This window comes from Streptomyces saintjeani, from assembly GCF_055409605.1.
On record NZ_CP189624.1, the window covers coordinates 6544982 to 6571494 of the forward strand.

17 protein-coding genes and 3 pseudogenes are annotated in these 26513 nt (G+C 71.1%); 14 read left to right on the forward strand and 6 right to left on the reverse strand.

Features of this window, described 5'->3' with window-relative positions; all coding sequences use genetic code 11:
• The first annotated feature begins 94 nt into the window (after positions 1 to 94).
• Complete coding sequence (gene glgP, locus ACQCO7_RS29995) at positions 95 to 2650, forward strand: alpha-glucan family phosphorylase (protein WP_464074739.1); 2556 nt, start codon at positions 95 to 97, stop codon at positions 2648 to 2650.
• A 4-nt stretch (positions 2651 to 2654) separates the two neighbouring features.
• Here glgP and ACQCO7_RS30000 read toward each other — a convergent pair whose 3' ends face one another.
• The 3 genes from ACQCO7_RS30000 to ACQCO7_RS30010 all read right to left on the reverse strand — a co-directional run bounded on the left by ACQCO7_RS30000 (position 2655) and on the right by ACQCO7_RS30010 (position 7396).
• Positions 2655 to 3173, reverse strand: coding sequence for a DUF1990 domain-containing protein (locus tag ACQCO7_RS30000; RefSeq protein ID WP_464074740.1), 519 nt, complete (start codon positions 3171 to 3173; stop codon positions 2655 to 2657).
• Positions 3174 to 3245: 72 nt separating this feature from the next.
• Complete coding sequence (locus tag ACQCO7_RS30005) at positions 3246 to 4913, reverse strand: M4 family metallopeptidase (protein WP_464074741.1); 1668 nt, start codon at positions 4911 to 4913, stop codon at positions 3246 to 3248.
• A gap of 455 nt (positions 4914 to 5368) precedes the next feature.
• A complete protein-coding gene (locus ACQCO7_RS30010; RefSeq protein WP_464074742.1) occupies positions 5369 to 7396 on the reverse strand; it encodes a M4 family metallopeptidase in 2028 nt (675 codons plus the stop codon).
• Positions 7397 to 7701: 305 nt separating this feature from the next.
• On the opposite strand from ACQCO7_RS30010, the gene ACQCO7_RS30015 reads away from it, so the two are divergent.
• The 13 genes and pseudogenes from ACQCO7_RS30015 to ACQCO7_RS30075 form a co-directional block, all read left to right on the forward strand.
• Positions 7702 to 9888 carry an ABC transporter ATP-binding protein gene (locus ACQCO7_RS30015; protein ID WP_464077319.1) on the forward strand — a complete coding sequence of 729 codons (2187 nt, stop codon included), beginning with the start codon at positions 7702 to 7704 and terminating at the stop codon, positions 9886 to 9888.
• Positions 9885 to 11738 carry an ABC transporter ATP-binding protein gene (locus tag ACQCO7_RS30020; protein ID WP_464074743.1) on the forward strand — a complete coding sequence of 618 codons (1854 nt, stop codon included), beginning with the start codon at positions 9885 to 9887 and terminating at the stop codon, positions 11736 to 11738. The genes ACQCO7_RS30015 and ACQCO7_RS30020 overlap by 4 nt, the downstream gene beginning before the upstream one ends.
• Positions 11735 to 13474: an ABC transporter ATP-binding protein gene (locus ACQCO7_RS30025; RefSeq protein WP_464074744.1), complete on the forward strand. Its 1740-nt coding sequence runs from the start codon at positions 11735 to 11737 to the stop codon at positions 13472 to 13474. Before ACQCO7_RS30020 ends, ACQCO7_RS30025 begins: the two co-directional genes overlap by 4 nt.
• Complete coding sequence (locus tag ACQCO7_RS30030; RefSeq protein ID WP_464074745.1) at positions 13471 to 15240, forward strand: ABC transporter ATP-binding protein; 1770 nt, start codon at positions 13471 to 13473, stop codon at positions 15238 to 15240. The genes ACQCO7_RS30025 and ACQCO7_RS30030 overlap by 4 nt, the downstream gene beginning before the upstream one ends.
• Before the next feature lie 361 nt (positions 15241 to 15601).
• Positions 15602 to 16507: an ABC transporter ATP-binding protein gene (locus ACQCO7_RS30035; protein WP_464074746.1), complete on the forward strand. Its 906-nt coding sequence runs from the start codon at positions 15602 to 15604 to the stop codon at positions 16505 to 16507.
• 59 nt (positions 16508 to 16566) lie between these two features.
• Entirely contained in the window at positions 16567 to 17331 is a 765-nt protein-coding gene (locus tag ACQCO7_RS30040) for an ABC transporter permease (RefSeq protein ID WP_464077320.1), read from the forward strand.
• A gap of 12 nt (positions 17332 to 17343) precedes the next feature.
• Complete coding sequence (locus ACQCO7_RS30045) at positions 17344 to 18609, forward strand: sensor histidine kinase (protein ID WP_464074747.1); 1266 nt, start codon at positions 17344 to 17346, stop codon at positions 18607 to 18609.
• The gene (locus ACQCO7_RS30050; RefSeq protein ID WP_059045579.1) at positions 18599 to 19249 is read left to right on the forward strand and encodes a response regulator; all 651 of its coding nucleotides are present in this window, start codon (positions 18599 to 18601) and stop codon (positions 19247 to 19249) included. The genes ACQCO7_RS30045 and ACQCO7_RS30050 overlap by 11 nt, the downstream gene beginning before the upstream one ends.
• 431 nt (positions 19250 to 19680) lie before the next feature.
• Positions 19681 to 20625 (forward strand): helix-turn-helix transcriptional regulator, encoded by a 945-nt coding sequence (locus tag ACQCO7_RS30055; protein ID WP_464074748.1) that lies wholly within the window; start codon positions 19681 to 19683, stop codon positions 20623 to 20625.
• Positions 20622 to 20747: pseudogene (locus ACQCO7_RS30060) on the forward strand (alcohol dehydrogenase); the annotation flags it as partial. The gene ACQCO7_RS30055 and the pseudogene ACQCO7_RS30060, both read left to right, overlap by 4 nt.
• A 132-nt stretch (positions 20748 to 20879) precedes the next feature.
• Complete coding sequence (locus ACQCO7_RS30065; RefSeq protein ID WP_464074749.1) at positions 20880 to 22007, forward strand: NADH:flavin oxidoreductase; 1128 nt, start codon at positions 20880 to 20882, stop codon at positions 22005 to 22007.
• 105 nt (positions 22008 to 22112) lie between these two features.
• Positions 22113 to 22283, forward strand: a pseudogene (locus ACQCO7_RS30070) (alcohol dehydrogenase); the annotation flags it as partial.
• 193 nt (positions 22284 to 22476) lie between these two features.
• A pseudogene (locus tag ACQCO7_RS30075) lies at positions 22477 to 22731 on the forward strand (GNAT family N-acetyltransferase); the annotation flags it as partial.
• A 763-nt stretch (positions 22732 to 23494) separates the two neighbouring features.
• On the opposite strand, the gene ACQCO7_RS30080 reads toward ACQCO7_RS30075, so the two are convergent.
• The 3 genes from ACQCO7_RS30080 to ACQCO7_RS30090 form a co-directional block, all read right to left on the reverse strand.
• Positions 23495 to 23998, reverse strand: a complete 504-nt coding sequence (locus tag ACQCO7_RS30080; RefSeq protein ID WP_409117247.1) for an ATP-binding protein — start codon at positions 23996 to 23998, stop codon at positions 23495 to 23497.
• 327 nt (positions 23999 to 24325) lie between these two features.
• Complete coding sequence (locus tag ACQCO7_RS30085; protein ID WP_464074750.1) at positions 24326 to 25093, reverse strand: enoyl-CoA hydratase/isomerase family protein; 768 nt, start codon at positions 25091 to 25093, stop codon at positions 24326 to 24328.
• A gap of 86 nt (positions 25094 to 25179) precedes the next feature.
• Positions 25180 to 26358, reverse strand: a complete 1179-nt coding sequence (locus tag ACQCO7_RS30090) for a L,D-transpeptidase (RefSeq protein WP_464074751.1) — start codon at positions 26356 to 26358, stop codon at positions 25180 to 25182.
• Between the last annotated feature and the right edge of the window lie 155 nt (positions 26359 to 26513).

Below are 26513 nucleotides of genomic sequence, written 5' to 3' on the forward strand. Positions count from 1 at the left end.
TCGGACGTGACCGCGGGGAGCCATTACCGTCGAAGGGACGACGAGACGCACATCGCGGTGTGTCCCCCCCTCTGCACGCGCGACGAGGTGGAAATTGAAGGCGATACGTCGGTTCACCGTCCGGCCCGTACTCCCCGAACCCTTGCGCCCCTTGACCGAGCTGGCCAGAAACCTCAGGTGGTCGTGGCACGAGGAGACCCGTGAACTGTTCCGGTCCGTCGACCCCGAACGCTGGGCCGCGACCGGCGACCCCGTCCGCCTCCTCGGCGGCGTCGGCACCGAGCGGCTCGCCGAACTGGCCGACGACCGGAGTTTCCTCAGGAGGCTCGACTCCGCCGCCGGGGACCTCGACGAGTATGTGAGCAGCGGGCGTTGGTACCAGGAACAGCGCGAGGCGGGCGAACTCCCGGCCGCCGTCGCCTACTTCTCGCCCGAGTTCGGCATCACCGCCGCCCTGCCGCAGTACTCCGGCGGGCTCGGCATCCTCGCCGGCGACCACCTCAAGACCGCCAGCGACCTCGGGGTCCCGATCGTCGGCGTCGGACTCCTGTACCGGCACGGCTACTTCAGGCAGACCCTGTCCCGGGACGGCTGGCAGCAGGAGCACTACCCCGTCCTCGACCCGCACGAACTCCCCCTCGCCCCCCTCCAGGAGACCGACGGCACCCCGGCCCACGTCAGCCTCGCCCTCCCCGGCGGACGCCGCCTGCTCGCCCGCGTCTGGGTGGCGCAGGTCGGCCGCGTACCGCTGCTGCTGCTCGACTCGGACGTCGAGGAGAACGACCCCGGCGAGCGCGGCGTCACCGACCGGCTGTACGGCGGCGGCAGTGAACACCGGCTGCTCCAGGAGATGTTGCTCGGCATCGGGGGCGTGCGTGCCGTGCGCGCCTACTGCCGGATCACCGGGCACCCGGCGCCCGAGGTGTTCCACACCAACGAGGGCCACGCCGGGTTCCTCGGCCTGGAGCGGATCGCCGAACTCCGCGCCGAGGGGCTGGACTTCGCGGCGGGGCTCGAAGCCGTCCGCGCGGGCACCGTGTTCACCACCCACACCCCGGTCCCCGCCGGCATCGACCGGTTCGACCGGGAGCTGGTCGCCCACCACTTCGGCACCGACGCCGAACTCCCCGCCATCGACGTACAGGACGTGCTGAGCCTCGGCATGGAGACGTACCCGGGCGGGGAGCCCAACCTCTTCAACATGGCCGTGATGGGGCTCAGGCTGGCCGGGCGCGCCAACGGGGTCTCGCTGCTGCACGGCAGTGTGAGCCGCGAGATGTTCTCGGGGCTGTGGCCCGGATTCGACGCGGACGAGGTGCCGATCACCTCCGTCACCAACGGAGTTCACGCGCCGACGTGGGTGGCGCCCGAAGTGCTGCGGATCGGGGACGTGTCCGGGGTGCCGGACGGTGAACTGTGGGCGCTGCGCCGGGAGTTGCGCGGCCAGTTGGTGACGGAGGTACGGGAGCGGCTGCGCGCGTCCTGGCGGCAGCGCGGCGCCGGGACCGCCGAACTCGGCTGGATCGACGGGGTGCTTGACCCCGACGTCCTGACCATCGGGTTCGCGCGGCGCGTCCCCTCGTACAAGCGCCTCACGCTGATGCTGCGCGACCGCGACCGGCTGATGGAACTCCTGCTGCACCCCGAGCGGCCCGTACAGATCGTCGTCGCCGGGAAGGCGCACCCCGCCGACGACGGAGGCAAGCGGCTGGTCCAGGAGCTGGTGCGGTTCGCCGACGATCCCCGGGTGCGCCACCGGATCGTGTTCCTGCCGGACTACGGCATGGCGATGGCCCGCAAGCTCTACCCCGGCTGCGACATCTGGCTCAACAACCCGCTGCGGCCCCTGGAGGCGTGCGGCACCAGCGGGATGAAGGCCGCGCTCAACGGCTGCCTCAACCTGTCGGTGCTGGACGGCTGGTGGGACGAATGGTTCCAGCCCGACTTCGGCTGGTCGATCCCCACGGCCGACGGGGACGCCATGGACACGGACCGGCGTGACGACATCGAGGCAGCCGCGCTGTACGACCTCCTGGAGCAGCGCATCGCCCCCCGCTTCTACGAGCGCGGACCCGCCGGACTCCCCGACCGCTGGACCGAGATGGTCCGCCAGACCCTGACCCGGCTCGGCCCGAAGGTGCTCGCCGACCGGATGGTCCGCGAGTACGTCGACCGCCTCTACACCCCGGCCGCGCTCGCCCACCGCGCGATGACCCCCGACCGCTCCCGCGAACTCGCCGACTGGAAGGGCCGGTTGCGCGCGGGCTGGCACCGGGTCGCCGTCGGCCACGTCGAGACGTCCACCACGACCTCCACCCCCGAACTCGGCTCCACCCTCGTGCTGCGCGTCCGCGTCCGGCTCGGCGACCTCGGCCCCGAGGACGTCCAGGTGCAGGCCCTCTCCGGCCGCGTCGACCCGGACGACCGCATCACGGACGCCACCCCCGTCGCCCTCAAGCCTGTCAACGGGCCGGACGGCGAAGGGGGCTGGACGTACGAGGGACCGCTCGCGCTGGACCGGACGGGGCCGTTCGGATACACGGTCCGTGTCCTGCCGTCGCACCGACTGCTGGCGTCGGACGCGGAGTTGGGGCTGGTGGCGGTGCCGTCGGAGGAACTGGTGGAAGGGGGCGGGGTGTTGATGCGGTGACCACCTACAGTTCTTCGGAGCCCGAACACAAGCCCTTCAGCACCTTCCCGCACCTGCGTGCGTACGCCAGCTGAAGTCCCCGGACCGCCGGACCCCCCGCCTTGGCGTACCACTTGGCCGCCCTGCTGAACGCCGTCACCGTCAGCCACACCGTCCCGTCCCCCGTGCGGTCCACGAGGAACGACTCCTCGCCGCACTCGGGATGGCCGGTGAGCGTGCCGTACGCCCACCCGGCGCGGCGCGGCTCCTCGACGGTCCACACGATCCGGCAGGGCGCCTTGATGACCCCGGCGAGGGAGACGGTGACGTCCACGTCGAGCGCGGCGCGTTCGGCGGAGGCGTTGACGCCGACGCCCATCGCGCGGTGCATCTCCCAGGTGAGCACCGCCTCCGAGGCCCGCCGGAACACCGCCTCGCCCTCGCCGAGCCGCGTGCGCTCCCGCAGGTGGTGGAAGCCGGGAGGGCAGAAGTGGGGATCGCGGGTCGCGCCCACGTGGTCGTACGAGAAAGGCCGTTCGGACATGGGCGCAAGAGTAGAGCGGCACCCGGGGATGCCTTCGTCCCGGGTGCCGCCCTGTTCACCTGTCCGTGACCACTAGCTGACGTTCACGGCCGACCACGCGGCGGCGACCGTCGCGTACTCGGTGGAGCTGGCGCCGTACAGGGCCGACGCCGCGCTCAGGGTCGCGGTGCGGGCGCCCTTGTAGTTGGTCGTCGAGGTCATGTACGAGGTCAGCGCCTTGTACCAGATCTGGACGGCCTTGGCGCGGCCGATGCCGGTGATCGTGGAGCCGTTGGACGTCGGGGAGTTGTAGGAGACCCCGTTGATGGTCTTCGCGCCGCTGCCCTCGGACAGCAGGTAGAAGAAGTGGTTCGCCGGGCCGGACGAGTAGTGCACGTCCAGGTTGCCGAGGGTCGAGGACCAGCTGTCCTTGGACGAGCCGTCCTTGCTGGGCTTGTCCTGGTAGCGCAGCGGGGTGCCGTCGCCGTTGATGTCGATCTTCTCGCCGATGAGGTAGTCACCGGGGTCCGAGGCGTTGTTGGCGTAGAACTCGACGGCGGTGCCGAAGATGTCCGAGGTCGCCTCGTTCAGCCCGCCGGACTCACCGGAGTAGTTGAGGCCCGCGGTGTTGGAGGTGACACCGTGCGTCATCTCGTGCCCGGCGACGTCGAGCGAGGTCAGCGGGTCGGTGTTGCCCGAGCCGTCGCCGTACGTCATGCAGAAGCAGGAGTCGTCCCAGAACGCGTTGACGTACGCGTTGCCGTAGTGGACGCGGGAGTACGCGGCGACGCCGTCGTTCTTGATGCCGCTGCGGCCGAACGTGTTCTTGTAGAAGTCCCAGGTGACCTGCGCGCCGTAGGCGGCGTCGACGGCGGCCGTCTGGTCCGTGGAGGAGCTGGACGCGGTGCCGGTGCCCCACGTGTCGTCCGCGTCGGTGAACAGCGTGCCGGCCGAGGAGCTGGTCGCACGGGCCTTGTTGTACGTCTTGTGGCCGCCGCGGGTGCCGTCGGTCAGGTTGTACGTCGTACCCGACTTGGTGGTGCCCAGCGTGACCGTGCCGGAGTACAGGCTCTTGCCGGTGCCGGTCTCGATGCCCTGCCACTCGTACAGCTTCTTGCCCGTGGCCGCGTCGGTGACGACGTGCAGCTCGTTGGGGGTGCCGTCGTCCTGGAGGCCGCCGACGACGGTCTCGAAGGCGAGGGTGGGGGCGGAGCCGTTGCCGGCCCAGATCACCTTGCGGGGCGCGTTGTCCGCGGCGGTCTCGGCGGAACCGGCCGCCTTCGCGAGGCCGACGGCCTGCTTCTCGGCGGTGGTCGGCGTGACCTTCGGGGTCAGCGAGGCGACCTTGATGGTGGCCGAGGTGGCCTTGGTGACGCCCTTCTCGGCGCCCGACGGGGTCTGGTGGACGACGAGGTCGCCGCCGAGGACCGGCAGGCCCGCGTAGGTCCGCTCGTAGCGGGTGTGCGTCGTGCCGTCGACGTCCTTGACGACGTCGCGGACGACGAGCGCCTCCTTGGTGCCGAGACCTATCTGCTGCGCGGTCTCGCTCGCGTCGGCCTGCTGGTCCTTGATCAGCGCGGCCCGGTCGGGCGCGGACAGGGACAGCGGGGCGGCGGCGAGGGTCCGGGCGGCCTTGTTGGCGTCGACCTTGGTGTCGGTCGCGTTGGCCGTGGTCAGCCCGGTGGTCAGCAGCGCTCCGGCGGCGACCGCGGTCGCGATGGCCAGCGTGGTGCGCTTGTGACGCGTGTAGACGGGGGTCACACAAGCTCCTTCGTGGGGGAGTCCGGGTGGTCCGGCGATGGGGAGTGCCGGCCGGAGTTGTCGTGAAGTTGTGCGGCGGGTGGGGGAAGAGTGACATCGAGGGCGCGTACATGTCAGGACCCTGAATCGATGTTGGCCGAAAACTGCCTGTCCGGTAAACGTTTCTGGAATGTAAACCGGATCAACTTCGGCAAAGGAGCCACTGGATACCGGTAAGGGACTGGCAAAGAAGGTGCCTGGCCGGGGAGTTGGCCCGCCCTGTATGAGGGGCTCTAGGACGGCCCTTACGCTGCCCTTACGTACACAGAATGCCGGAACGTCGGATTCCGGCCGGTGGCGTGGCGCTCGGACGCGGGGGATGCGCGGTCGGTTCCCACGGGCCCGGAAGTGATGACCGGAAACGATCGGGCGCCGCCCCCGAGGGAACGGCGCCCGGCTTTCAGAGCAGCACCGGCTTACGGGAAGGTGACCTTCCAGCTGTTGATCTGCCCGGTGTCCCGTGCCGCCTGGTCCTGGACGCGCAACTGCCAGGTCCCGTTGGCCGTTTCGGTGGACGCGTTGACCGTGTACGTCGCCACGACGTTGTCCGCCGAGTCCGACGAGCTGAACGCCTTCAGCCGGTACGCCGTCCCGCTCGGCCCCACCAGGTCGATCACCAGGTCGCCCCGGAAGGTGTGCGTGATGTCCACCGACACCGACAGGTTGGACGGCGCGTTGCCGGTCCGCCCGGTCACCGCGATCGACGAGGAGACCGCCGCCCCGTTGTCCGGGATCGCCACGACGGTGCCGCTCTCGTACGAGGTGCCGGTCCCGCCACCGCCGCCGCCCGTCGAGCGCGCGCCGACCGCGATCGCCGCCCACGCGTCCTGCACGGCGCGGTACTCGGCCGACGTCGTGCCGTACAGCTCACCGGCCGCCGCCAGCGTGCCCGTGCGCGCGCCCGCGTAGTTGGTGTTCGACGTGAACTTCGTGGCCAGCGCCCGGAACCAGATCTTCTCCGCCTTGTCCCGGCCGATGCCGGTCACCGGAAGCCCGTCCGAGGTGGCCGAGTTGTAGGTGACACCGTTGATCGTCTTGGTGCCGCTGCCCTCGCTCAGCAGGTAGAAGAAGTGGTTCGCGGGACCCGACGAGTAGTGCACGTCGAGACCGCCGAGCCCGGAGTACCAACTGTCCCTGGACGAACCGTCCTTGCTCGGCTTGTCCATGTAACGCAGCGGCGTGCCGTTGCCGTTGATGTCGATCTTCTCGCCGATGAGGTAGTCACCGACGTCCGAGGCGCTGTTCGCGTAGAACTCCACCGACGTCCCGAAGATGTCGGACGTCGCCTCGTTCAGGCCGCCCGACTCCCCGCTGTACACCAGGCGCGCGGTGTTGGCGGTCACGCCGTGCGACATCTCGTGCCCGGCCACGTCCAGCGACGTCAGCGGCTTGTTGTTGCCCGCGCCGTCGCCGTACGTCATGCAGAAGCAGGAGTCCTGCCAGAACGCGTTGACGTACGCGTTGCCGTAGTGCACCCGCGAGTACGCCCCGACCCCGTCGCCCTTGATGCCGTTGCGGCCGTGGACGTTCTTGTAGTAGTCCCACGTCACCGCCGCCCCGTAGTGCGCGTCGGCGCCCGCGGTCTCCGCGTTGGCCGGCAGCCCGTTGCCCCACGTGTCGCTCGTCTTCGAGAACAGCGTGCCGGTGCCCGAGGAACCCCGGTTCAGGTTGTACGTCTTGTGGCCGCCGCGCGCGGCGTCGGTCAGCGTGTACGACGAACCCGACTGGGTCGTCCCGAGCGTGACCTGGCCGCTGTACATCGTGTTGCCGACGCCGTTCTCGACGGCCTGGTACTCGTACAGCTTCTGGCCCGTGTTCGCGTCCGTGACGACGTGCAGCTCGTTCGGCGTGCCGTCGTGCTGGAGGCCGCCGACGACCGTCTCGTACGCGAGTACCGGGGTGCCGTTCGCCGCCCAGACCACCTTGCGGGGAGCCCGGTTCGTGTCCGCCTTCTCGGCGCCTTCCGCCGTCGCGCGCGACAGGGCCTGCTTCTCGGCCGCGCCCGCCGCGATCTTCGGGGTGAGGGAGGCGACCTTCACGGCCGCGTTCGTCGCCTTGACGACGCCCTGCGTGACACCGGCCGCGTTCTCCTTCACGACCAGGTCGCCGCCGAGCACCGGCAGACCGGCGTACGTCCGCTCGTAGCGGGTGTGCGTCGTGCCGTCGGCGTCCTTCACGACGTCCCGCGCGACCAGGGCCTCCTGGGCGCCCAGGCCCAGGCTCTTCGCCGTCGCCGCCTTGCCCGCGTCCGCGTCGCGCAGCAACTCCGCGCGCTGCGAGGGGGTCAGCCGGATCGACTCGGTCTTCGTCGCCGACCGCTCGGGGGCCGCCGTCGCCGCGCCGGACTGGATCGCCGTCGCGACAAGAGCCGCCACGCCCAACAGGGCCGCGGCGGCTGTCTTGCGATAGGGGGAGGTGCGTCTAGGGGTGGTACTGCTGCTCACCACTGAACTCCTTCGGGGAGACCTGTCGGCCAACTGGTGTGGTGGTGCTGTGGGGTTGCTGTGCAGCGGTTGTGGGAAGGGTGACAGGAGAGCGGGGGTTATGTCAGGAGCACATCAACAAGTTGGCCGGAAACCCTTTGTTGACCGACGCTTGGGGATCTCTGTACGCGGGGGTGCGGGGGGCCGGGGTTCCGGCTCGGGCCTGGGAGAAACCGCAGGTAGTAGGACTATCGGACGAGCGGGTACCAGCCGAAACTCAGTGGGCGTTGTCAGTGCCGGTCCGTAGGCTCGCGAGCGTGACGTCAGTGAAGCCTGCCTCAGAGGAACGGCCCCCGGAACAGCCGGCCGTACGAACGCTGCTGCGGCTGTGGCCGTACGTACGGCCCGCGCGGGCGCGGCTCTTCAGCGCCGCGTTCGTCGCCGTGCTGGCCTCCTGCGTCGGGCTCGTCATCCCCCTCGTCCTGAAGTGGATGGTCGACGGGCCCATCGCCTCCCGCGACACCGGCGGGGTCTGGCTCGGGGCGCTCTGGCTGCTCCTCCTCGGGTTCGCCGAGGCGCTGCTCTTCGGGCTGCGGCGGTGGCTCGTCGCGCGGCCCCTGTCCCACGTCGAGGCGGAGATGCGGGCCGGCCTCTACCGGCACCTCCAGCGGCTGCCCGTCTCCTTCCACGACCGGTGGGCCTCCGGGCAGCTCCTCTCCCGCGCGACCACCGACCTCATGCTCCTGCGCATGTTCCTCGCGTTCCCCCTGACCTTCCTCTTCGTCAACGCCGTCACCATCCTCGTCGGCGTCGTCATCATGCTCCTCCAGGACTGGACCCTCGGGCTCGTCATCCTCGGGCCCGCGATCCCCGTCGTCCTGGTGTGCGTCGTCTTCGAGTCCCGGTACGCGCGCGTGGCGCGCCTCGCCCAGGACCAGGTCGGCGACCTGACGACCGTCGTCGAGGAGAGCGTCCTCGGGGTCCGGATCATCAAGGGGTTCGGGCGGCACCGCAGCCAGGCGCGGGTGTTCCGTGAACTGGCGGAGACCCTGCGGGGCACCGAACTGCGCAAGGGGCGGCTGCTGGCGGCGATCTGGGGCGTCATCGTGACGCTGCCGGAGGTCGCCATCGGGGTGGCGCTGGTGGTGGGGGTGGTGCAGGTGGCCGACGGGGGGCTGTCGGCGGGGACGCTGGTGGCGTTCCTGTCCACGGCGCTGGCTCTGCGGTGGCCGGTGGAGTCGATCGGGTTCCTGCTGGCGATGAGCCAGGAGGCGGCTACCGCTACGGCCCGGTATTTCGAGGTGATGGACGAGGAGGCGGAGGGCGCGGGTGCCTCCGGCGGGGGTGGGGGAGCCGCTGGTGGCGGTCCGGTGGCTTCTGTCGGTGGGGTCCGGCAGCCGGGGGGAGTTCCGGCGCGGCTTTCGGCGGTGGACGGGGGTGCTTCCGGGAGGGCGGTTCGTGCGGAGGCGGCGGTCGTCGACGGCGGGCTGCGGTTCGACGGGGTCTCCTTTCGGTATCCCGACGCCGACCCCGACTCGCCGCCCGTCCTCGCGCGTATCGACCTGCACATCCGGCCCGGTGAGTCCCTCGCGCTCGTCGGGGCGACCGGGAGCGGGAAGACGACGCTCACCGCGCTCGTGCCGCGCATGTACGACGCCACCGGTGGGCGGATCACCCTCGACGGGGACGACATCGAGGGGATGACCCGGGAGGAGCTGCGGTCCCGGGTCGCCGTCGCCTTCGAGGAGCCGACGCTGTTCTCGGCCAGCGTCGGGGAGAACGTACTGATGGGCGGCGCCGACGGCGACCTCGCGCGGGCGCTGGACGTCGCCCAGGCCGGCTTCGTGCACGACCTTCCCGGCGGCGTCGACACGCAGGTCGGCGAGCAGGGGCTCAGCCTCTCCGGGGGCCAGCGGCAGCGCCTCGCGCTCGCGCGCGCGGTCGTCGGACGGCCACCGTTCCTCGTCCTCGACGACCCGCTGTCCGCGCTGGACGTCCACACGGAGGCAGCGGTGGAGGCGGCGCTCCGCCACGTCCTCGCGGACACGACCGCACTGATCGTCGCCCACCGCCCGTCGACGGTCCTGCTCGCGGACCGGGTGGCGCTGCTCTCGGAGGGCCGGATCAAGGCGGTGGGCACGCATCAGGAGCTGTTGCGGACGAATGCGGAGTACGCGCACTTGATGGCGGGGGCGGAGGCGGAACCGGCTGCGGGCGCTGACGACTCGTACGCCGGAGCCGGAGCCGGAGCCGGAGCCGGAGCCGGAGCCGGAGCCGGAGCCGGAGCCGGTGGCGATGCCGGAGCCGGTGCCAATGGCGGGCCGTACGCCCGTGCCGAGCCGTACGCCGGGGCCGGTGCCAATGGCGGGCCGCATGCCGGGGCTGGAGGCAGTGCTGAGCCGCATGCCGGTGCCGCTGCCGAGCCGTACGCCGATGACGGCCGGCCCGCCGGCCCCGCTACCCCCGCCGAACCCCCCACCGCTCCCCTGGACCAGGAGGACGTCCGCCGATGACCGCCCCCACGACGACCCCGGCGCCCCCGGCCCCCGCGCCCGACCCCTTCGACCAGGACGACCTCCCCACCCCGCCCGGTGCCACCGGCGTCCTGCTGCGGTCGCTGCTCGCGCCCATGAAGGCCCGCGCGACCCTCACCGCGCTGCTCCTCCTCGTCCAGCAGGCCGCCGTGCAGATCGGCCCCCTGCTCGTCGCGTACGCGATCGACACGGCCGTACCCGCGTACCGGGACGGCGACAACGGGCCGTTGATCGCGGCCGGGGCCGGGTACCTGGGCGGCGCCCTGCTCTCCGGCGTCCTCCAGTACGCGTTCATCAACGCCTCCGCCCGCGTCAACCAGGACGTCCTGCTGGACCTGCGCGGCAGGATCTTCCGCCACGCGCAGGCGCTGAGCGTCGACTTCCACGAGCGGTACACGTCGGGCCGCCTGATCTCCCGGTCCACGACGGACGTCGAGTCGCTGCGGGAACTCCTCAGCGAGGGCCTCCAGGAACTCGTCACCGTCATCCTCTCGTTCGTCTACATCTCGGCGATGCTGCTCTGGCTGGACCTCGGCCTCGGCGCGGTCGCCGTCGCCTCGTTCGGCCCGCTGTACCTGATGATCCGGATGTACCGCCGCCGGGTGGGCCGCGTGTACGGCAGGCGGTCGACGGCCATCGCCTCGGTGATCGTCAAGTTCGTCGAGACGATGAACGGCATCCGCCCGGTCCGCGCGTTCCGCAGGGAGGCCGTGAACGACGCCGAGTTCGCGGCCCTGAACCGTACGCACGAACGCTCCAACGGCGACGCCCTGCTGGAGATGGCGCGGTACGTCACCGGCTCCCGCCTGATCGCCAACACGGCCGTCGCGGTGATCGTCCTGTGGGGCGCGTACCGCGTCTCGGACGGCTCCCTCGAACTCGGCGTGCTCGCGGCGGCGGTCCTGTACCTGCGCCGCCTGTACGACCCGATCGACCGGCTCGGCATGTTCCTCAACTCGTACCAGTCGGCCGCGGCGTCCCTGGAGAAGATCGCCGGACTCCTCGCCCAGACCCCGTCCGTCCCGGAACCGGCGCAGCCCCGCGAACTGCCCGTACGGCAGGGCGAGATCCCGGGCCGCGCGGTCGAGTTCGACGGCGTCTCCTTCGGCTACCGCACCGGCGGCGAGATCCTGCCCCGCTTCGACCTGACCCTCCCGGCCGGCCAGACCGTCGCGGTCGTCGGCTCGACCGGCGCGGGCAAGTCGACGCTCGCGAAACTCCTCGCCCGCTTCTACGACCCGTCCGCCGGCCGCGTCACCCTCGACGGCGTCGACCTGCGCGACCTCCCCGTACCCGAACTGAGGCGCGGCGTCGTCATGGTGACCCAGGAGGCGTTCCTGTTCTCCGGCACCGTCGCCGAGAACATCGCGATCGGCCACCCCGACGCCGGCCGCGAGGAGATCGAGCGCGCCGCGAAGGCCATCGGCGCCCACGAGTTCATCAGCGCCCTGCCCGACGGCTACGACACGGACGTCCGCAAGCGCGGCGGCCGGATCTCCGCCGGTCAGCGCCAACTCGTCGCGTTCGCGCGGGCGTTGCTCGCCGACCCGGCCGTCCTCATCCTCGACGAGGCCACCAGCTCCCTCGACATCCCCGGCGAACAGGCCGTCCAGCGCGCGATGTCGACGGTCCTGCGCGGCCGTACCGCCGTCGTCATCGCGCACCGGCTGTCCACCGTCGAGATCGCCGACCGGGTGCTCGTCATGGAGCGGGGAAGGATCGTCGAGGACGGCGCCCCGGCCGAACTGATCGCCGGTACCGGCAGGTTCGCGGGCCTGCACCGCGCCTGGCGCGACAGCCTGGTGGCCGGCGCGGGGGAGGGGCCGTGATCGACGCGTACGCCGATCCGGGGACGCCGGACTGCAAGGGCGGCGCCGGGTATCTGTGGTGGCTGACCCGATGCCAGCTCGGACGCGCCCTCGCCGGGGCGGCACTGTCGTCCCTGTGGATGGTCCTGCTCGCCGCGACTCCCTGGATGATCTCCCGGGCCGTGGACGAAGGGCTCGAACCCGGCGACATGGGCGCGCTCGCCTGGTGGAGCACCGCGCTCTTCGTCGTCGGCGCGTTCAACGCGTGGCTCAGCATCATGCGGCACCGCACGATGACGCGACTGCGGATGGACGCCAACTACCGCACGGTGAAGGTCGTGGTGCGCCAGGCCGTACGGCTCGGCGCCGCGCTGCCCCGGCGGACGGTCGCGGGAGAGGTCGTCACCATCGGGGTGGGCGACGTCCAGACGATCGCGTTCTCCCTGACCCCCATCGGGCCCGGGATCGGGGCGATCGTCATGTACGTCGTCGTCGCGGCCCTCCTGCTGGACGTCTCGCCGCTGCTCGCCGCCGTCGTCCTGACCGGGATGCCCGTACTCGCCCTGCTCGTCGGGCCGTTGATGGCCCGGCTCCAGGGCGCGGAGACCGAGTACCGCGAACGCCAGCGGCTGCTCACCGCGCGCATCGGGGACCTCGCGGGCGGGCTGCGCGTCCTCAACGGCCTCGGCGGCAAAGGGCTGTTCGCGGACGGGTTCCGGCGGGACTCCGCGCACCTGCGCGAACAGGGGTACCGGGTCGGCGCGGTGACGAGCTGGATCCAGGCGCTCGGGGTCGGGCTGCCGACCCTGTTCCTGTCCGTGGTGACCTGGCTCGCGGCGCGCCTGGCCGCGCAGGGGGAGATCACGGTCGGCCAACTCGTCTCCGTGTACGGGTTCGTGGCCGTCCTCGTCATGCCCGTGTCCTTCCTCGTCGAGCTGGGGTACCAGCTGAGCCGGGGGGTCGTCGCGGCGCGGCGGGTCGTACGGCTGCTGGAGCTGGAACCCGATCCGGACGTGCCGTCCGCCGAAGCGCCCTCCGGCGCCGCGGAGTTGCACGACCCCGTGTCCGGAGTGCGGGCCCGTCCCGGCGAGTTGACCGCCGTCGTCTGTGCGCGGCCCGCCGACAGTGCCGTGATCGTCGACCGGCTCGGGCGGTATCTGCCGTCCGACGTCATGTGGGGCGGAGTCCGGCTGGACTCGGTGCCGTTGGCGTCCGTGCGGGCGCGGATCCTCGTCGCCGACAACGAGGCCGACCTCTTCGCCGAGACACTGCGCGAGATGGTGTCGGGGCGGGAGGCGCGTGATGCCGGGGAGATCACGCGGGCCGTGTGGGGTGCCGCGTCCGAGGACATCGTGCGCGGGCTGCCGGACGGGCTCGACTCCGCCGTCTCCGCGCGGGGGCGCAGCCTCTCCGGGGGCCAGCGCCAACGCGTGCGCCTGGTACGGGCGTTGCTCGCCGACCCCGAGGTACTGCTCGCCGTCGAACCGACGTCGGCACTCGACGCCCACACGGAGGCGGCGATCGCCGCGCGGCTGCGGGAGGGGAGGGCGGGGCGGACGACGGTGGTGACCTCCACGTCGCCGTTGCTGCTGGACCGGGTGGACCGGGTGCAGTACGTGGTGGAGGGGCGGGTGGCCGCGGTGGGGACGCATCGGGAGCTGCTCGAAGGGGAGGCGGGGTACCGGGAGTTGGTGGCCCGGGACGCGGGGGCGGACGAGGTGGTTCACGTCGGTTCGGTGGAAAGGGGCGTTCTGTGAGCGGCGGTGGAGACTCCGGGCGGCTGCCCATCGCCGGGGCCCGTGAAGTCCGGCGCGCCGTCGGGCGGTTGGTGCGTGCCGACCGCCGTGCGCTCGGGATCGTCGTCGGCGTCAATGTGCTCGCCGCCCTCGTGGGGCTCGTCGGGCCCTGGCTGCTCGGGCGGATCGTCGACGAGGTGCGCGGCGGGGCCGGGGTCGAGGCGGTCGACCGGCTCGCGTTCGGGATCCTTGTCGCCGCCGTCGCCCAACTGCTGCTCGCGCGCTGGGGGCGGTACGTCGCGCACCGGTTCGGGGAGCGGACGCTCGCCCGCGTGCGCGAGGAGTTCGTGGACCGGGCGCTCGCGCTGCCCGCGTCCGTCGTCGAGCGCGCCGGGACCGGCGACCTCACCACGCGCGGCACCGCCGACGTGGCGAGCGTCGGCACGACCCTGCGCGACGCCTGGCCCGAGATCATGGTCGGCGGCGCGCAGGCCCTGTTCCTGCTGGCCGCCGTCTTCTTCGTCGACCCGCTCCTCGGCCTCGTCGCCGCGCTCGGGCTCGCGCCGATCTGGGCCGGCGTGCGCTGGTACCTGCGGCGCGCCCGCACCGCCTACCTCGCCGAGGGTGCGGCGACCTCCGAGGTCTCCGAGATCCTCGCCGAGACCGCCGGCGGCGCCCGCACGGTCGAGGCGTTCCGCCTCGGCGAACGGCGAACGGCGGCCAGCCGTACGGCACTTCACGAGTCCAAGCGCACCCGCTTCCACACCCTCTACCTGCGCACCGTCTTCTTCCCGGTCGTCGAGGTGTCGTACGCCCTGCCCCTGTCGGCGATCCTGGTCCTCGGCGGTGTCCTGCACGCGCACGGGGCGATGAGTGTCGGCGCGGTCGTCACCGCGACCCTCTACACCCGCCAGTTCTTCGAACCCATCGACCAGATCATCATCAAGGTCGAGCAACTCCAGTCCAGCGGAGCCTCGTTCGCCCGCGTCGAGGGGATCGCGCAGGCGCCGGGGGCGCCGAAGGGGGACGAGCCGACGCCGGTGGACGACCGTATCGACGTGACCGGCGTGCGGTTCGCGTACGAGCGGGGCGGCGAGGTCCTGCGCGGCGTCGACCTCACGGTCCGCCCCGGTGAACGCCTCGCCGTGGTCGGCCCGTCCGGCGCGGGCAAGACGACGCTCAGCCGCCTGCTCGCGGGCGTGGACGCGCCCACTGCGGGAACGGTCACCGTCGGCGGCGTGCCCGTCGCCGCCCTCGGCCCCGAACAGCTCCGCCGCCAGGTCGTCCTCGTCACGCAGGAACACCACGTCTTCCTCGGCACGGTCCGCGACAACCTCCGCATCGCCGAACCCGGCGCGAGCGACGAGGAGTTGTGGGCGGCGCTGCACGCGGTGGGCGCGGGGGACTGGGTACACGGCCTCCCGGGCGCCCTGGACGCCGAACTGGGCACGGGCGCCCGCACGCTGGACGGCTCCCAGGCCCAACAGCTCGCGCTGGCCCGGGTGGTGCTGGCCGACCCGCACACGCTGATCCTCGACGAGGCGACAGCTCTGCTGGACCCCACGACGGCCCGCCACACCGAACGCGCCCTCGCCGCCGTCCTCCAGAACCGCACGGTCATCGCCATCGCCCACCGCCTGCACACGGCCCACGACGCGGACCGGGTGGCGGTCATGGAAGGCGGCCGGCTGACGGAGTTGGGGACGCACGAGGAACTGGTGAACGCCGGGGGAGCGTACGCGGACCTGTGGGGGACGTGGCACGGGGAGCGGGCGGGAGTGGACTGAGGACCCCGCACGCGGGTCGGCCGAGGATCTTCCGCTCGTACGCCACCGCGACCGCCGCCGCCCGGTCATCGAGCGCCGTGTTCCAGATGCTGGTGAAAGCGGCGTCATAGCGCGCCACTTCCTTCGGCTTGTCCAAAAAACGCCGTAAGCGCCTCGAATCGGTCACCTTCACGGCGGCCCTCATGACCGTGTGGGCGGTCGTCGTCCTCGCGTTCGTGGCCCGGGTCCTACGACCGTAGGGTCCGCCGGTTCGCTCGTCCGGCATCAGCCGATCGGTTGATGCCGAACGAGCGAACGGATGAGACGGGGTCTGGCTTTTCGGCCGATGTGGCTGGTGGGGGTGGTCCGGGACGCTGGACGCATGCCCGTCATCGAAGTCACGGATCTGCGTAAGACGTACGGCGCCCACAGGGCGGTGGACGGAGTCTCCTTCGCCGTCGAGGAGGGGGAGATCTTCGGAGTGCTCGGTCCGAACGGGGCCGGGAAGACGACCACGGTGGAGTGTGTGGAGGGACTGCGCGTGCCGGACGCCGGGAGGGTCCGGGTCGCCGGGCTCGATCCGGTCGCCGAGCACGAGAAGGTGGCACAGGTGCTCGGCGCGCAGCTCCAGGAGAGCGAGTTGCAGGCGAAGCTGACCGTACGGGAGGCGCTGGAGCTGTACGCGTCCTTCTACACGCGCCCGGCGGACTGGCGCCCCCTCGCCGAACGGCTCGGGCTGACCGGCAAGCTGACGACCCGGTTCGGGAAGCTGTCCGGGGGACAGAAGCAGCGCCTGTTCATCGCGCTGGCGCTGATCGGGAACCCCCAGGTCGTCGTCCTCGACGAACTCACCACCGGCCTGGACCCCCGCGCCCGCCGCGACACGTGGGAGCTGATCGAGGACATCCGGGCGAACGGCGTGACCGTCCTGCTCGTCACGCACTTCATGGAGGAGGCCCAGCGCCTCTGCGACCGTATCGCCGTGATCGACAAGGGCAGGGTCGCCGCCCTCGACACCCCGGCCGGTCTGATCCGCCGCTCGGCGGGCGCGACGGTCATCAGCTTCACCCCCTCCGTGCCCCTCGACGAGGCCGACCTCGCCGCGCTCCCCGCGCTCGCCTCCGTCGAGCACAAGGACGGCCGCCTCACCCTCTCCGGCACCGACGAGACCGTCAACGCCGTGATCACCCTCCTCGCCCGCCGCCACATCACAGCGCACCAGCTCCGCGTCACCGACGCGACGCTGGACGACGCGTTCCTCGACCTCACGAAGGGGGTGCCGGCATGAGCACCGGACTCTCGAACCCCGCGCCGTCGCAGCACCCCGCCTCCCGGAAGCCGGCTCCCATGCTCTCCGCCACCTCCCTCGCCCCCACCTTCAACGCCGCCGTCGTCAAGTCCGAACTCCGCCTCTTCCGCCGCGAACCCGGCGCCCACTTCTGGATCCTCCTCTTCCCCACGCTCCTCCTCGTGATCCTCGGCTCGATCCCCTCGTTCCGGCAGCCGGACGACGCCTTCGGCGGCCTGCGGCCCGTGGACGCGTACGTGCCGGTGGCCGTCCTGCTCGGGCTGATCGTCGGCGGCCTCCAGTCGATGCCGCAGACCCTCACCGGCTACCGCGAGCGCGGCATCCTGCGCCGGATGTCGACGACCCCCGTACGGCCGTCCGCGCTGCTCGCCGCGCAGATGGTGATGTACGGCACCGCCGCGCTCGCCTCGTCCGTGCTGGCGCTCACGGTCGGCCGCCTCGCGTTCGACGTCACCCTGCCGAGGCAGCCGTTCGGCTACGCGCTCGCCCTCCTGCTGACCCTGTTCGCCGCGCTCGGCCTCGGCGCCGTGATCTCCGCGCTGTCCAGGACGACGAAGATCGCGGGGGCCATAGGCTCCGCCGTGTTCTTCCCGTCGATGTTCTGCGCGGGTGTGTGGATGCCGGTCCAGACGATGCCGCACGGCCTCGCGACGGCCGTCGGCTACACCCCGTTCGGTGCGGCGGCCGAGGCCCTGAACCAGGCGGCGGCCGGGGACTGGCCCGGCTGGGGCCACCTCGGTGTGCTGGTCGCGTGGATCGTGCTGCTGACCGGGGCCGCCGCGCGCTGGTTCCGCTGGGAATAGGAAACTGGGCCCATGAGCACGCAGGACACGCAGATCGACAGGCGATGGGAGCAACTCCACGTCTGGGGCCCGTACGGGATGCTCGGCATCAGCGTCGTCCTCTCGGTGATCGCCGCCGAGCTGATGGCGGGCCCCGCCGCGCGGTACGCCGCGGCGGGCCTGGTCGTCGTCGCGCTCCTGCTCCAACTGTGGTGGCACACCACACGCCACCACCGTCCGAACCGGGGCCGGACCCCCACCCCGGCCGGGACGGCGTACTACGTCCTGCGCTGGGCGCTCGCCTTCGCGCTCACGCTGCTCAACCCGTTCTTCGCGTTCTACGCGGCCACCGGCTACATGGACTCCGACGAACTGCTCCCCGGCAGATGGCGCAGGGCCGGCCTGTTCGCCAGCGCGGTCCCGGTGGCGGGCGCGCAGGCCGGCGGGCTGCCGCCGAAGAACATCGGCCAGTGGGCCGTGTTCATGGCGCTGCTGCTCTTCCAGTTCGCGCTCCAGGCGGTGATCGCCCACCTCACCGAGCAGGACGCGCGCCGCGCCGTCGAACGCTCCGCCACCATCTCCGAACTCGAACGCACCAACGCCGCCCTCCAGCAGGCCCTCGACGAGAACGCCGCCCTCCACGCCCAACTCCTCGTCCAGGCGCGGGAGGCCGGAGTCGCCGACGAGCGCAGGCGCCTCGCCGCCGAGATCCACGACACCATCGCGCAGGGCCTGACCGGCATCATCGCCCAGCTCCAGGTGGTGACGAACACGCCGGACGCGCAGGCGGCGCGCGAGCACACCGTCCGCGCGATGGACCTCGCCCGGCACAGCCTCGGCGAGGCCCGGCGTTCGGTGCACAACCTCGCGCCGGTCGCGCTGGCCGACGCGGGACTGCCCGAGGCGCTGAAGGGCACGGTCACGGAGTGGGGTGAACGCACGGGCGTACGGGCCGAGTTCACCGTCACCGGGGTGGTGGAGCAACTCCACGACGAGGTCTCCGCGACGCTCCTGCGCATCACCCAGGAGGCCCTCTCGAACGCGGCCCGGCACGCGCGCGCGAGCCGCCTCGGCGTCACCCTCAGCTTCCTCACCGACGAGGTGATCCTCGACATCCGCGACGACGGCCGCGGCTTCGACCCCCTCGCCCTCCCCGAGCGCACCCGCACCGGCGGCTTCGGCCTCGACGGCATGCGCGCCCGCGCCGAGCGCATCGCGGGCTCCTTCACGGTCGAGTCGGAACCGGGCCAGGGCACGGCACTGTCGGCTCGCGTACCGTTGGTCCGCCATGACCGATGACCGCACGCCGGACGCCCGGCAGATCTCCCTCCTCATCGTCGACGACCACCCCGTCGTACGCGACGGCCTGCGCGGCATGTTCGCCTCGGCCTCCGGCTTCCGTGTCCTCGGCGAGGCCGCGAACGGTGTCGAGGCCGTCGAGAAGGCCGCCGCGCTCGACCCCGACGTGATCCTGATGGACCTGCGGATGCCGGGCGGCGGCGGGGTCGAGGCGATCGCGCGCCTCACCCGTACGGGAGCCCGCGCGAAGGTGCTCGTCCTCACGACGTACGACACCGACTCCGACACGCTCCCCGCGATCGAGGCGGGCGCGACCGGCTACCTCCTCAAGGACGCCCCGCGCGACGAGCTGTTCACGGCGGTCAGGGCGGCGGCGGACGGCCGTACGGTCCTGTCCCCGGCGGTCGCGACGCGGCTCGTCAGCGCTGTACGCACCCCCGCGAGCGAGCCCCTCTCCGCACGGGAACGCGAAGTGCTCGCCCTCGTCGCGAAGGGCACGTCGAACCGGGAGATCGCACGCGAGCTGTTCATCAGCGAGGCCACCGTGAAGACCCATCTCGCCCACCTCTACGCCAAGTTGGGCGTCAACGACCGGGCGGCGGCGGTCGCGGTGGCGTACGAGCGGAAGATCCTCGGCTGACCCGGCGCGTCAACAGCCCTACACATCAGCGGACTTGCACAACTTCGGGGATTACTGGCTTCGGCTCGTCAGGGTGACGTCGGGATGTCGAGGAGGAGGCCGGTTCCGGCGAACCGCATCGAGCGGTCGTGTCCCTTGACGTGGTGCAGGCGATCTAGATCTGGTCCATGCCGCCTTCGGGTAGGTAGCAGCCGGGGAAGGCGATCCACTCGTCGTGCGTCCCGAGCAGATGCTTCCGTAACTCGCGGCGGAGGCGGCACTGCCGCAGTCCCGCCTCGACCTGTTCCAGGAACGGCTGAGCCGGCTGACCGAGCCGTAGGCCCCCGGTGGGCCCCGGCGGGTCGCACCGCCCCCGCCGCGCGATCTGCGTGGGTCTGGCAGACCTACTTTTGGCCCCCCAACGGCCCAAACGGCCCTCCCATACTTGAGTCATGGACCAAAGCGCCGAGCTCAGAGAATTCCTGCGGTCGCGTCGGGCACGGCTGAGCCCGGAGGAGACCGGGATTCCGACCGACGAAGGCCGCACCCGCCGGGTGCCGGGGCTTCGGCGGGAGGAGCTGGCACGGCTGGCCGGGGTGAGCACGGACTACTACACCCGGCTGGAGCAGGGCCGGCAGCTCAACGTGTCGGAGTCCGTCCTGGACGCCGTGGCAAGGGCGCTGCGGCTGGACACCGTCGAGCGCGTGTACCTGTTCGAGCTGGCCCGGCCCAGGCCGCACCGAGCGGGCCGGGCGCGGCCCGCTCGGCCGCAGCGGGTGCGTCCCGGGGTGTACAGCATGCTGCGGATGCTGGAGGGCCGGTCACCGGCGTTCGTCCTGGGCCTCCGGGCGGACGTACTCGCGTCGAACCAGCTGGCCCGGGCACTGATCACGGACTTCGAAACGCTGCCGCACCGGGAGCGCAACCTGGCCCGGTTCATGTTCCTGAACGAGGCCGCTCGCGAGCTCTACGTGGACTGGGAGCGGTGCGCGGCCGAGATGGTCTCCACGCTGCGCCTGCGGGCGGGCCGGCACCCCGACGACCGGCTGCTGACCGAACTGGTCGGCGAGCTGGTCATCAAGAGCCCGGAGTTCCGGGCCTGGTGGGCCGGTCACACCGTGTGGGAGAAGACGCACGGTGTGAAGCGGTTCCACCATCCCCTGGTCGGCCAGATGATCATGTCCTACGAGATCTTCGCCGTCCCCGGCGGGGACAACCAGAGCCTGTGCGTCTACACCGCCGAAGCGGACCCGCCCTCCGAGGCGGCCCTGCAGCTGCTGGCCAACTGGACCAGCGCGACCGACACGAACGGCACCATCACGAGCCCGAACGGCGCCCAGCCCCCGGTGCCTGACCGCGTACTGCCCCCTGCATCTCGGGGAGAACCACCCGCATGACCCGGGTCACCGCCATCGCCTCCCCCGCCGCCAAGGCGCCCCTGGAACGCACCACCATCGAGCGCCGCGATCTGCGCGAGCACGACGTACTGATCGAGATCGCCTACGCGGGGATCTGCCACGGTGTCGCGCCGCGCGGCGGCCGGGATCTCACCAGACGCCCCTGCGGGCCTGAACGGCAGCCGGCGTAGTTGATGCATACGCAAGTAATCACATCTCCGCTCATCCACCGCCCCCTCCCGAGGAGCCCTCACGTGACAACCCCCGCCCAGACCTCCCGCGCGGCTCAGATCCTCTCTCGCCCCCTGACAGTGAACGGCCTGACCGTGCCGAACCGGATCGTGATGGCGCCGATGACGCGCGAGTTCTCGCCCGATGGCATCCCCGGCGAGAACGTGGCCTCGTACTACTCGCGCCGCGCGGGCGCCGGGGTCGGTCTGATCGTCACCGAGGGCACGTACGTCGGACATGACTCCGCCGGTGACCGCGCCGGCGTCCCCCGGTTCCACGGCGAGGAGCAGCTCGCGGGGTGGGCGAAGGTCGCCGGGGCCGTGCACGCGGCCGGCGGGAAGATCGTGCCGCAGCTGTGGCACATGGGCATGACCAGGGAGGCCGGGCAGCCCCCGTACGCCGACGCCCCGCCGGTCGGCCCGTCCGGCCTGCGGCTGGACGGCACCGCCGGTGGTGGCAAGGAGATGGCGCAGCAGGACCTGGACGACGTCATCGACGCGTTCGTCGAGGCCGCGGTGGCCGCCGAGCGCATCGGCTTCGACGGAGTCGAGCTGCACGGCGCCCACGGCCACCTGATCGACCAGTTCCTGTGGGCGGGCACCAACCGCCGTACGGACGCGTACGGGGGTGACCCGGTCGCCCGTACGAAGTTCGCGACGGAGATCGTGGCCGCCCTACGGCAGGCCGTGTCCGCGTCCTTCCCGATCATCTTCAGGTACTCACAGTGGAAGATGGGCGCCTACGGCGCCCGCATCGCCGAGACCCCCGAGGAACTGGAGTCGATCCTGACCCCCCTCGCGGAGGCCGGCGTCGACGCCTTCCACCCCTCCACGCGCCGCTACTGGCTCCCCGAGTTCGACGGCTCGGACCTCAACCTGGCCGGCTGGACGAAGAAGCTCACCGGCAAGCCGACGGTCACCGTCGGCTCGGTCGGTCTCGACGGCGACTTCATGCGGGGCTTCGAAAAGGGTGAGGGGGCGCCGCTCAAGAGCATCGACGACCTCCTGGACCGCCTGGAGAACGAGGAGTTCGACCTCGTCGCGATCGGCCGCGCGCTGCTCCAGGACCCGGAGTGGGCGGCGAAGGTACTCGAAGGCAGGACGGGCGAGCTGAAGGCGTACGACGCGGCTGCGCTGGGGTCGCTGAGCTGAGCTGAGTTGTATCGCCCAGGCCAGGCCAGGTAAAAGGCCAGGTCAGGTCGGACACCGCGATCACGTGCGATCACGGGCTTGCCCACGCCGCCGCCGCGCTCGACCGGCCCGCTGATCGGCGGTATCCGGGAGACCCAGGAAATGCTCGATCTCTGAGCGGGGCACGGCTTGGGCGCCGAGATCGAGGCCATGGACGGCGACCAGATCAACGATGCCCACGACCGCGTCGTCGCCAGCGATGTGCGCTACCGCTTCGTCATCGACATCGCCTCGCTCCGCGGCGACGCGCTACCGCCGCGCGACGGCCCGCACCCCTCGGGGGCACCTGGAGCGGTGCGGGTCATCGCTGTGGGTGACTTGGCGCAATGCTTCCGCTGTGCTGTAAGAACACCTATCGACACACGCCCCGAGGCGTACGCCCCCACGTTGATCGGCTACACCACGACGAGGGACACGATCCGTCACAGAGGAGGGTGGAGAACTGGAACTGACCTACCTGCTACGGCGCGAGGCTTGGGGCGCGGGGCTGGCATTCGAGGCTGCCACGGCCGCGTTGCGTGCTGCCGCTGACGAGCTACCTGACCAGCCAGTCCTGACAGTGACCCAGACAGCCAACGAGCGTTCGCTCAAGCTCGCAGCCCGCCTCGGTTTCCAGCACACGAGCACCTTCGAAGCACAACACCACGTCCGCCGGGACGGGCGTCGCACGCGCACGGTTTCATAGCCGGAACCGGCCTTGCCCTCGGTACCCATGTCACCCTGACAAGCGCCACAACCTCGCCGGGGTCTTCGTTCGCTCTAGGCAACCGCCGCACTGCACGCACAGGTACGGTGGAAACGGCAGGAGGACTTAAGAGCTTTAAGTGCCGCGCCAGTGCGAGGGGTTGAGGACCAGTGAGCACACCGGAACCGAACACTGAACTCGAACGGCTGTACCGCGGGACCGGATGGACGCTGCGCCAGTTCGCCCAGGCGGTGAACCGCATCGGCACAGAGCGCGGAACGCCGCGCAAGCGGGATTTCCCGTATCCCGGAATCAGCCGAACTCCCGGCCGGGCACGGTGGAAAGCCTCGTCGATCTCGGGACGAACGACATGGACCCGTCCCGTCGGGGTGTACTGAGTGTCGGCCTGTTCTCCGTCGCCCTCGCCATGACCGAGCGAATCTCCGAACTCGACGACATCTTCGGGCCGATGCCCCGGACCACGTGCGCAAGGCGATGATGTCGGCGGCTTACTGCACAACGCTGCGGGGGATGAGTGTTCAGGCCGTAGACCTGGGACACGGACAAGAGGCGCTGCGGCAGGCCGATCAACTCCGGCCGAGTTTCTACCGGCGTACCCGTACGTCCAGTCCGGCCGCGCCGACCAACGCGTGCGGAACATGGTCAAGTTGATCCGCCCCTACCTCAACAACCCCTCAGCACGAGCACTCCACGAGCGTGCACGGCTCGTCGTCCCGCCGTCCCTGCTCACCGCTCGGTGAAACTACCTGTCCCCCACCCTCATCTCGAACCACGTCGTCTTCCCGCGCGGGAGTAAGTCGACCCCCCAGCGGTCGGACAGTTTGTCCACGAGGAACAACCCCCGCCCGCTGACGTCGAGTTCGTGGACCGGCATCAGGCAGGGCAACCCCCGGGAGGGATCGCGGACCTCGATGCGGATCCAGCCCCGGCGGCGCCGCATGCGGAGGCCGAAGACGCGGGCGCCGGTGTGGCGTACGGCGTTGCCGACGAGTTCGGAGACGAGGAGGACGGAGTCCTCGGCGAGCTTGGGGGTGAGACCCCATTGGCGCAGGACCACGAAGTGCGTGAGGCGGCGGGCCGCCGCCGCGGACTCCGGGCGGGACGGAAGCGGAACCTCGGCCTCCGTGGGATCGCCGAACAACTCCACGGCCTTCAGCGCCCGCTCGTCCTCGACCGCGGGCGACCAGCGCGCCGCGTCCACACGCCCGTGTCCTCGCGGCTGTTCGAAACCCTCCAGCCCCGCCATGCCCCCATCATGGCCGCCCGGAGCGCCGTCCGTGGCCGTTCCGGGGGAATACGCCCCCCGCAAGCTTCCGGTGCCCGTCACGCCCCTGGCATATGACCCCGGCACCACAGGACCCGGCAGACCCCTGCTGAGCTGCGGAGACGGCTCACTCGACGGCAATCGACGGCTCCCTCGGCACGGCTGACTTGTGGTCACCCCAAGGCTCCCACAAACCGCCCCATCGAGGGACCCGGATGAGACATCACGTCAATTGCAAGACCCCGTACGGGAATTCGGTAAGGGGATACCTCACAGGCCGATCAGGTTTACGGCGCAACAGCTGTCCTCTCAGAGGAACTTCGCCTTCCCCGGACCCTCCTCCACGAAGCTCCGCATCCCCCGCTCCCGGTCCTCCGTCGCGAACAGCCCCGCGAACCAGGTGCGTTCCACGGCGAGACCCGTCTCCAGGTCGGTCTCCAGACCCGTGTCGATCGACTCCTTCGCGGCGCGCAGCGCGATCGCCGGACCCTGCGCGAGCTTCGCGGCCCACGCGTGCGCCTGCGCGTACACCTCGTCGGCCGGGACGACGCGGTCCACGAGGCCGAGGGACAGCGCCTCGTCCGCCTTCACCATCCGGCCGGTGAAGATGAGGTCCTTCGCCTTGGACGGTCCGATCAGCCGGGCGAGGCGCTGCGTGCCGCCCGCGCCCGGGATCACGCCGAGGAGGATCTCCGGCTGGCCCAGCTTCGCGTTCTCCCCGGCGATCCGGTAGTCCGCGCAGAGCGCCAACTCGCAGCCCCCGCCCAGCGCGTACCCGGTGATCGCCGCGACGACCGGCTTCGGGATCCGCGCGACGGCCGTGAACGCGTCCTGGAGCGCGCGGGAGCGCAGCACCATCGCCGCGTGGTCCATCGCCCGCATCTCCTTGATGTCCGCGCCGGCCGCGAACACCTTCTCCCCGCCGTACACGACCACCGCGCGTACGTCGTCCCGCCGCGCGGCCTCCTCGGCGAGCTCCTTCAGCCGGTCCTGCGTGGCGGTGTCCAGCGCGTTCATGGGCGGGCGGTCGAGCCGCAGCGTACCGACGCCTTCGGCGACTTCGAGATTCACGGTCATGAGAGCAGGTTAACGGCCATTAACGACAGTGGCTCCGGTGCCGTGAGTCACAGCACCGGAGCCACCCTCCTACCTACGGAAACGAATTACTTCGTCCACTCCGCCCACGACATGTTCCAGCCGTTGAGCCCGTTCCCCGGATTCACCACCGGGTCCGTGGAGTTCTTCACGACCACGACGTCCCCGACCATCGAGTGGTCGTAGAACCACGCGGCGGCGATGTCGCTGTCGTACCCGCCCCGCACGTCGCGCAGCCCGATGCACCCGTGGCTCGCGTTGTAGTTCCCGAACGCGTCCCCACCCCAGTAGTTGCCGTGCACGAACGTGCCCGAGTCGGTGAGGCGGATCGCGTGCGGGACGTCCTTGATGTCGTACTCGCCGTCGTAGCCGACGGTGTCCCCGTTCATCCGGGTGACCTTGTACTTCTCGCTCATGACCATCTGCCCGTTCCAGGTGGCGTACCCGGGCTTGCCGGTCGTCACGGGGATCGTCTTGATGGTCTTGCCGTTCTGCTGGACGGCCATCGTGTGCTTCTTGGCGTCGACGACCGACACCTGGTTGCGCCCGATGGTGAAGGAGACGGTCTTGGTCTGCTCGCCGTAGACGCCCTTGCGGCCCTCGACGCCGTTGAGATTGAGCTCGACGGTGACCTTCGTACCGGCCTTCCAGTACTGCTCGGGCCGGAAGTCGAGGCGGTCGTTGCCGAACCAGTGGCCCTGGACGTCGACCGCCGGGACCGTCTTGATCTCGATGGCCTTCTCGACGGCGTCCGGCGCGGTGATCCCGCGCGTGAAGCGGATCGAGAACGGCATCCCGACGCCGACGGTGGAGCCGTCCTCGGGCGTGAAGTTGCCCGTGAACGTGTTCTTCGGGCTGAGGGTCGTGAACGTCGAGTCCTCGGCGGCCTGATGCCCCCCGGCGTCCTTGGCGACCGCGTGCACCTGGTACTTCGTGGAGGCGGCGAGGTGCGTGGCGGGCGTCCAGCCCGCGCCGTCAGCGGAGATCGCGCCCTTGACCGCCGCACCCTTCGGGTCCTTGACGACGACCTCGGTGAGTTTGCCCTTCGCCGCGGTCACCTTCAGCGTGCCGCTCGTGTTCACGGCGGTCGCGCCGTTCGCCGGAAGGATGCTGACGACCGCCTCGGACTGGGCGCTCTGCGCGCTGTCGGCGGGCTTGCCCTTGGTGTCGTTCTTGCCGGAGTCGCCGGAACCCGAGTCCCCGCTCCCGCCGCACGCGGTGACGGCGAGCAGAAGGACGCCGGACATCAGCGCCAGTCCTCTCTTGCGTCCTCGCACCGACGCCCCCGATATCGGCCGCACGTTCAAGTCGTTCTCCCCTCGCGAGGCCCCTGGTCAGAGCCCCCACCCCCGCGCTCGCCGCGCGATCACTGGCGCATCCTAACCGGGCGTATTTGACCATC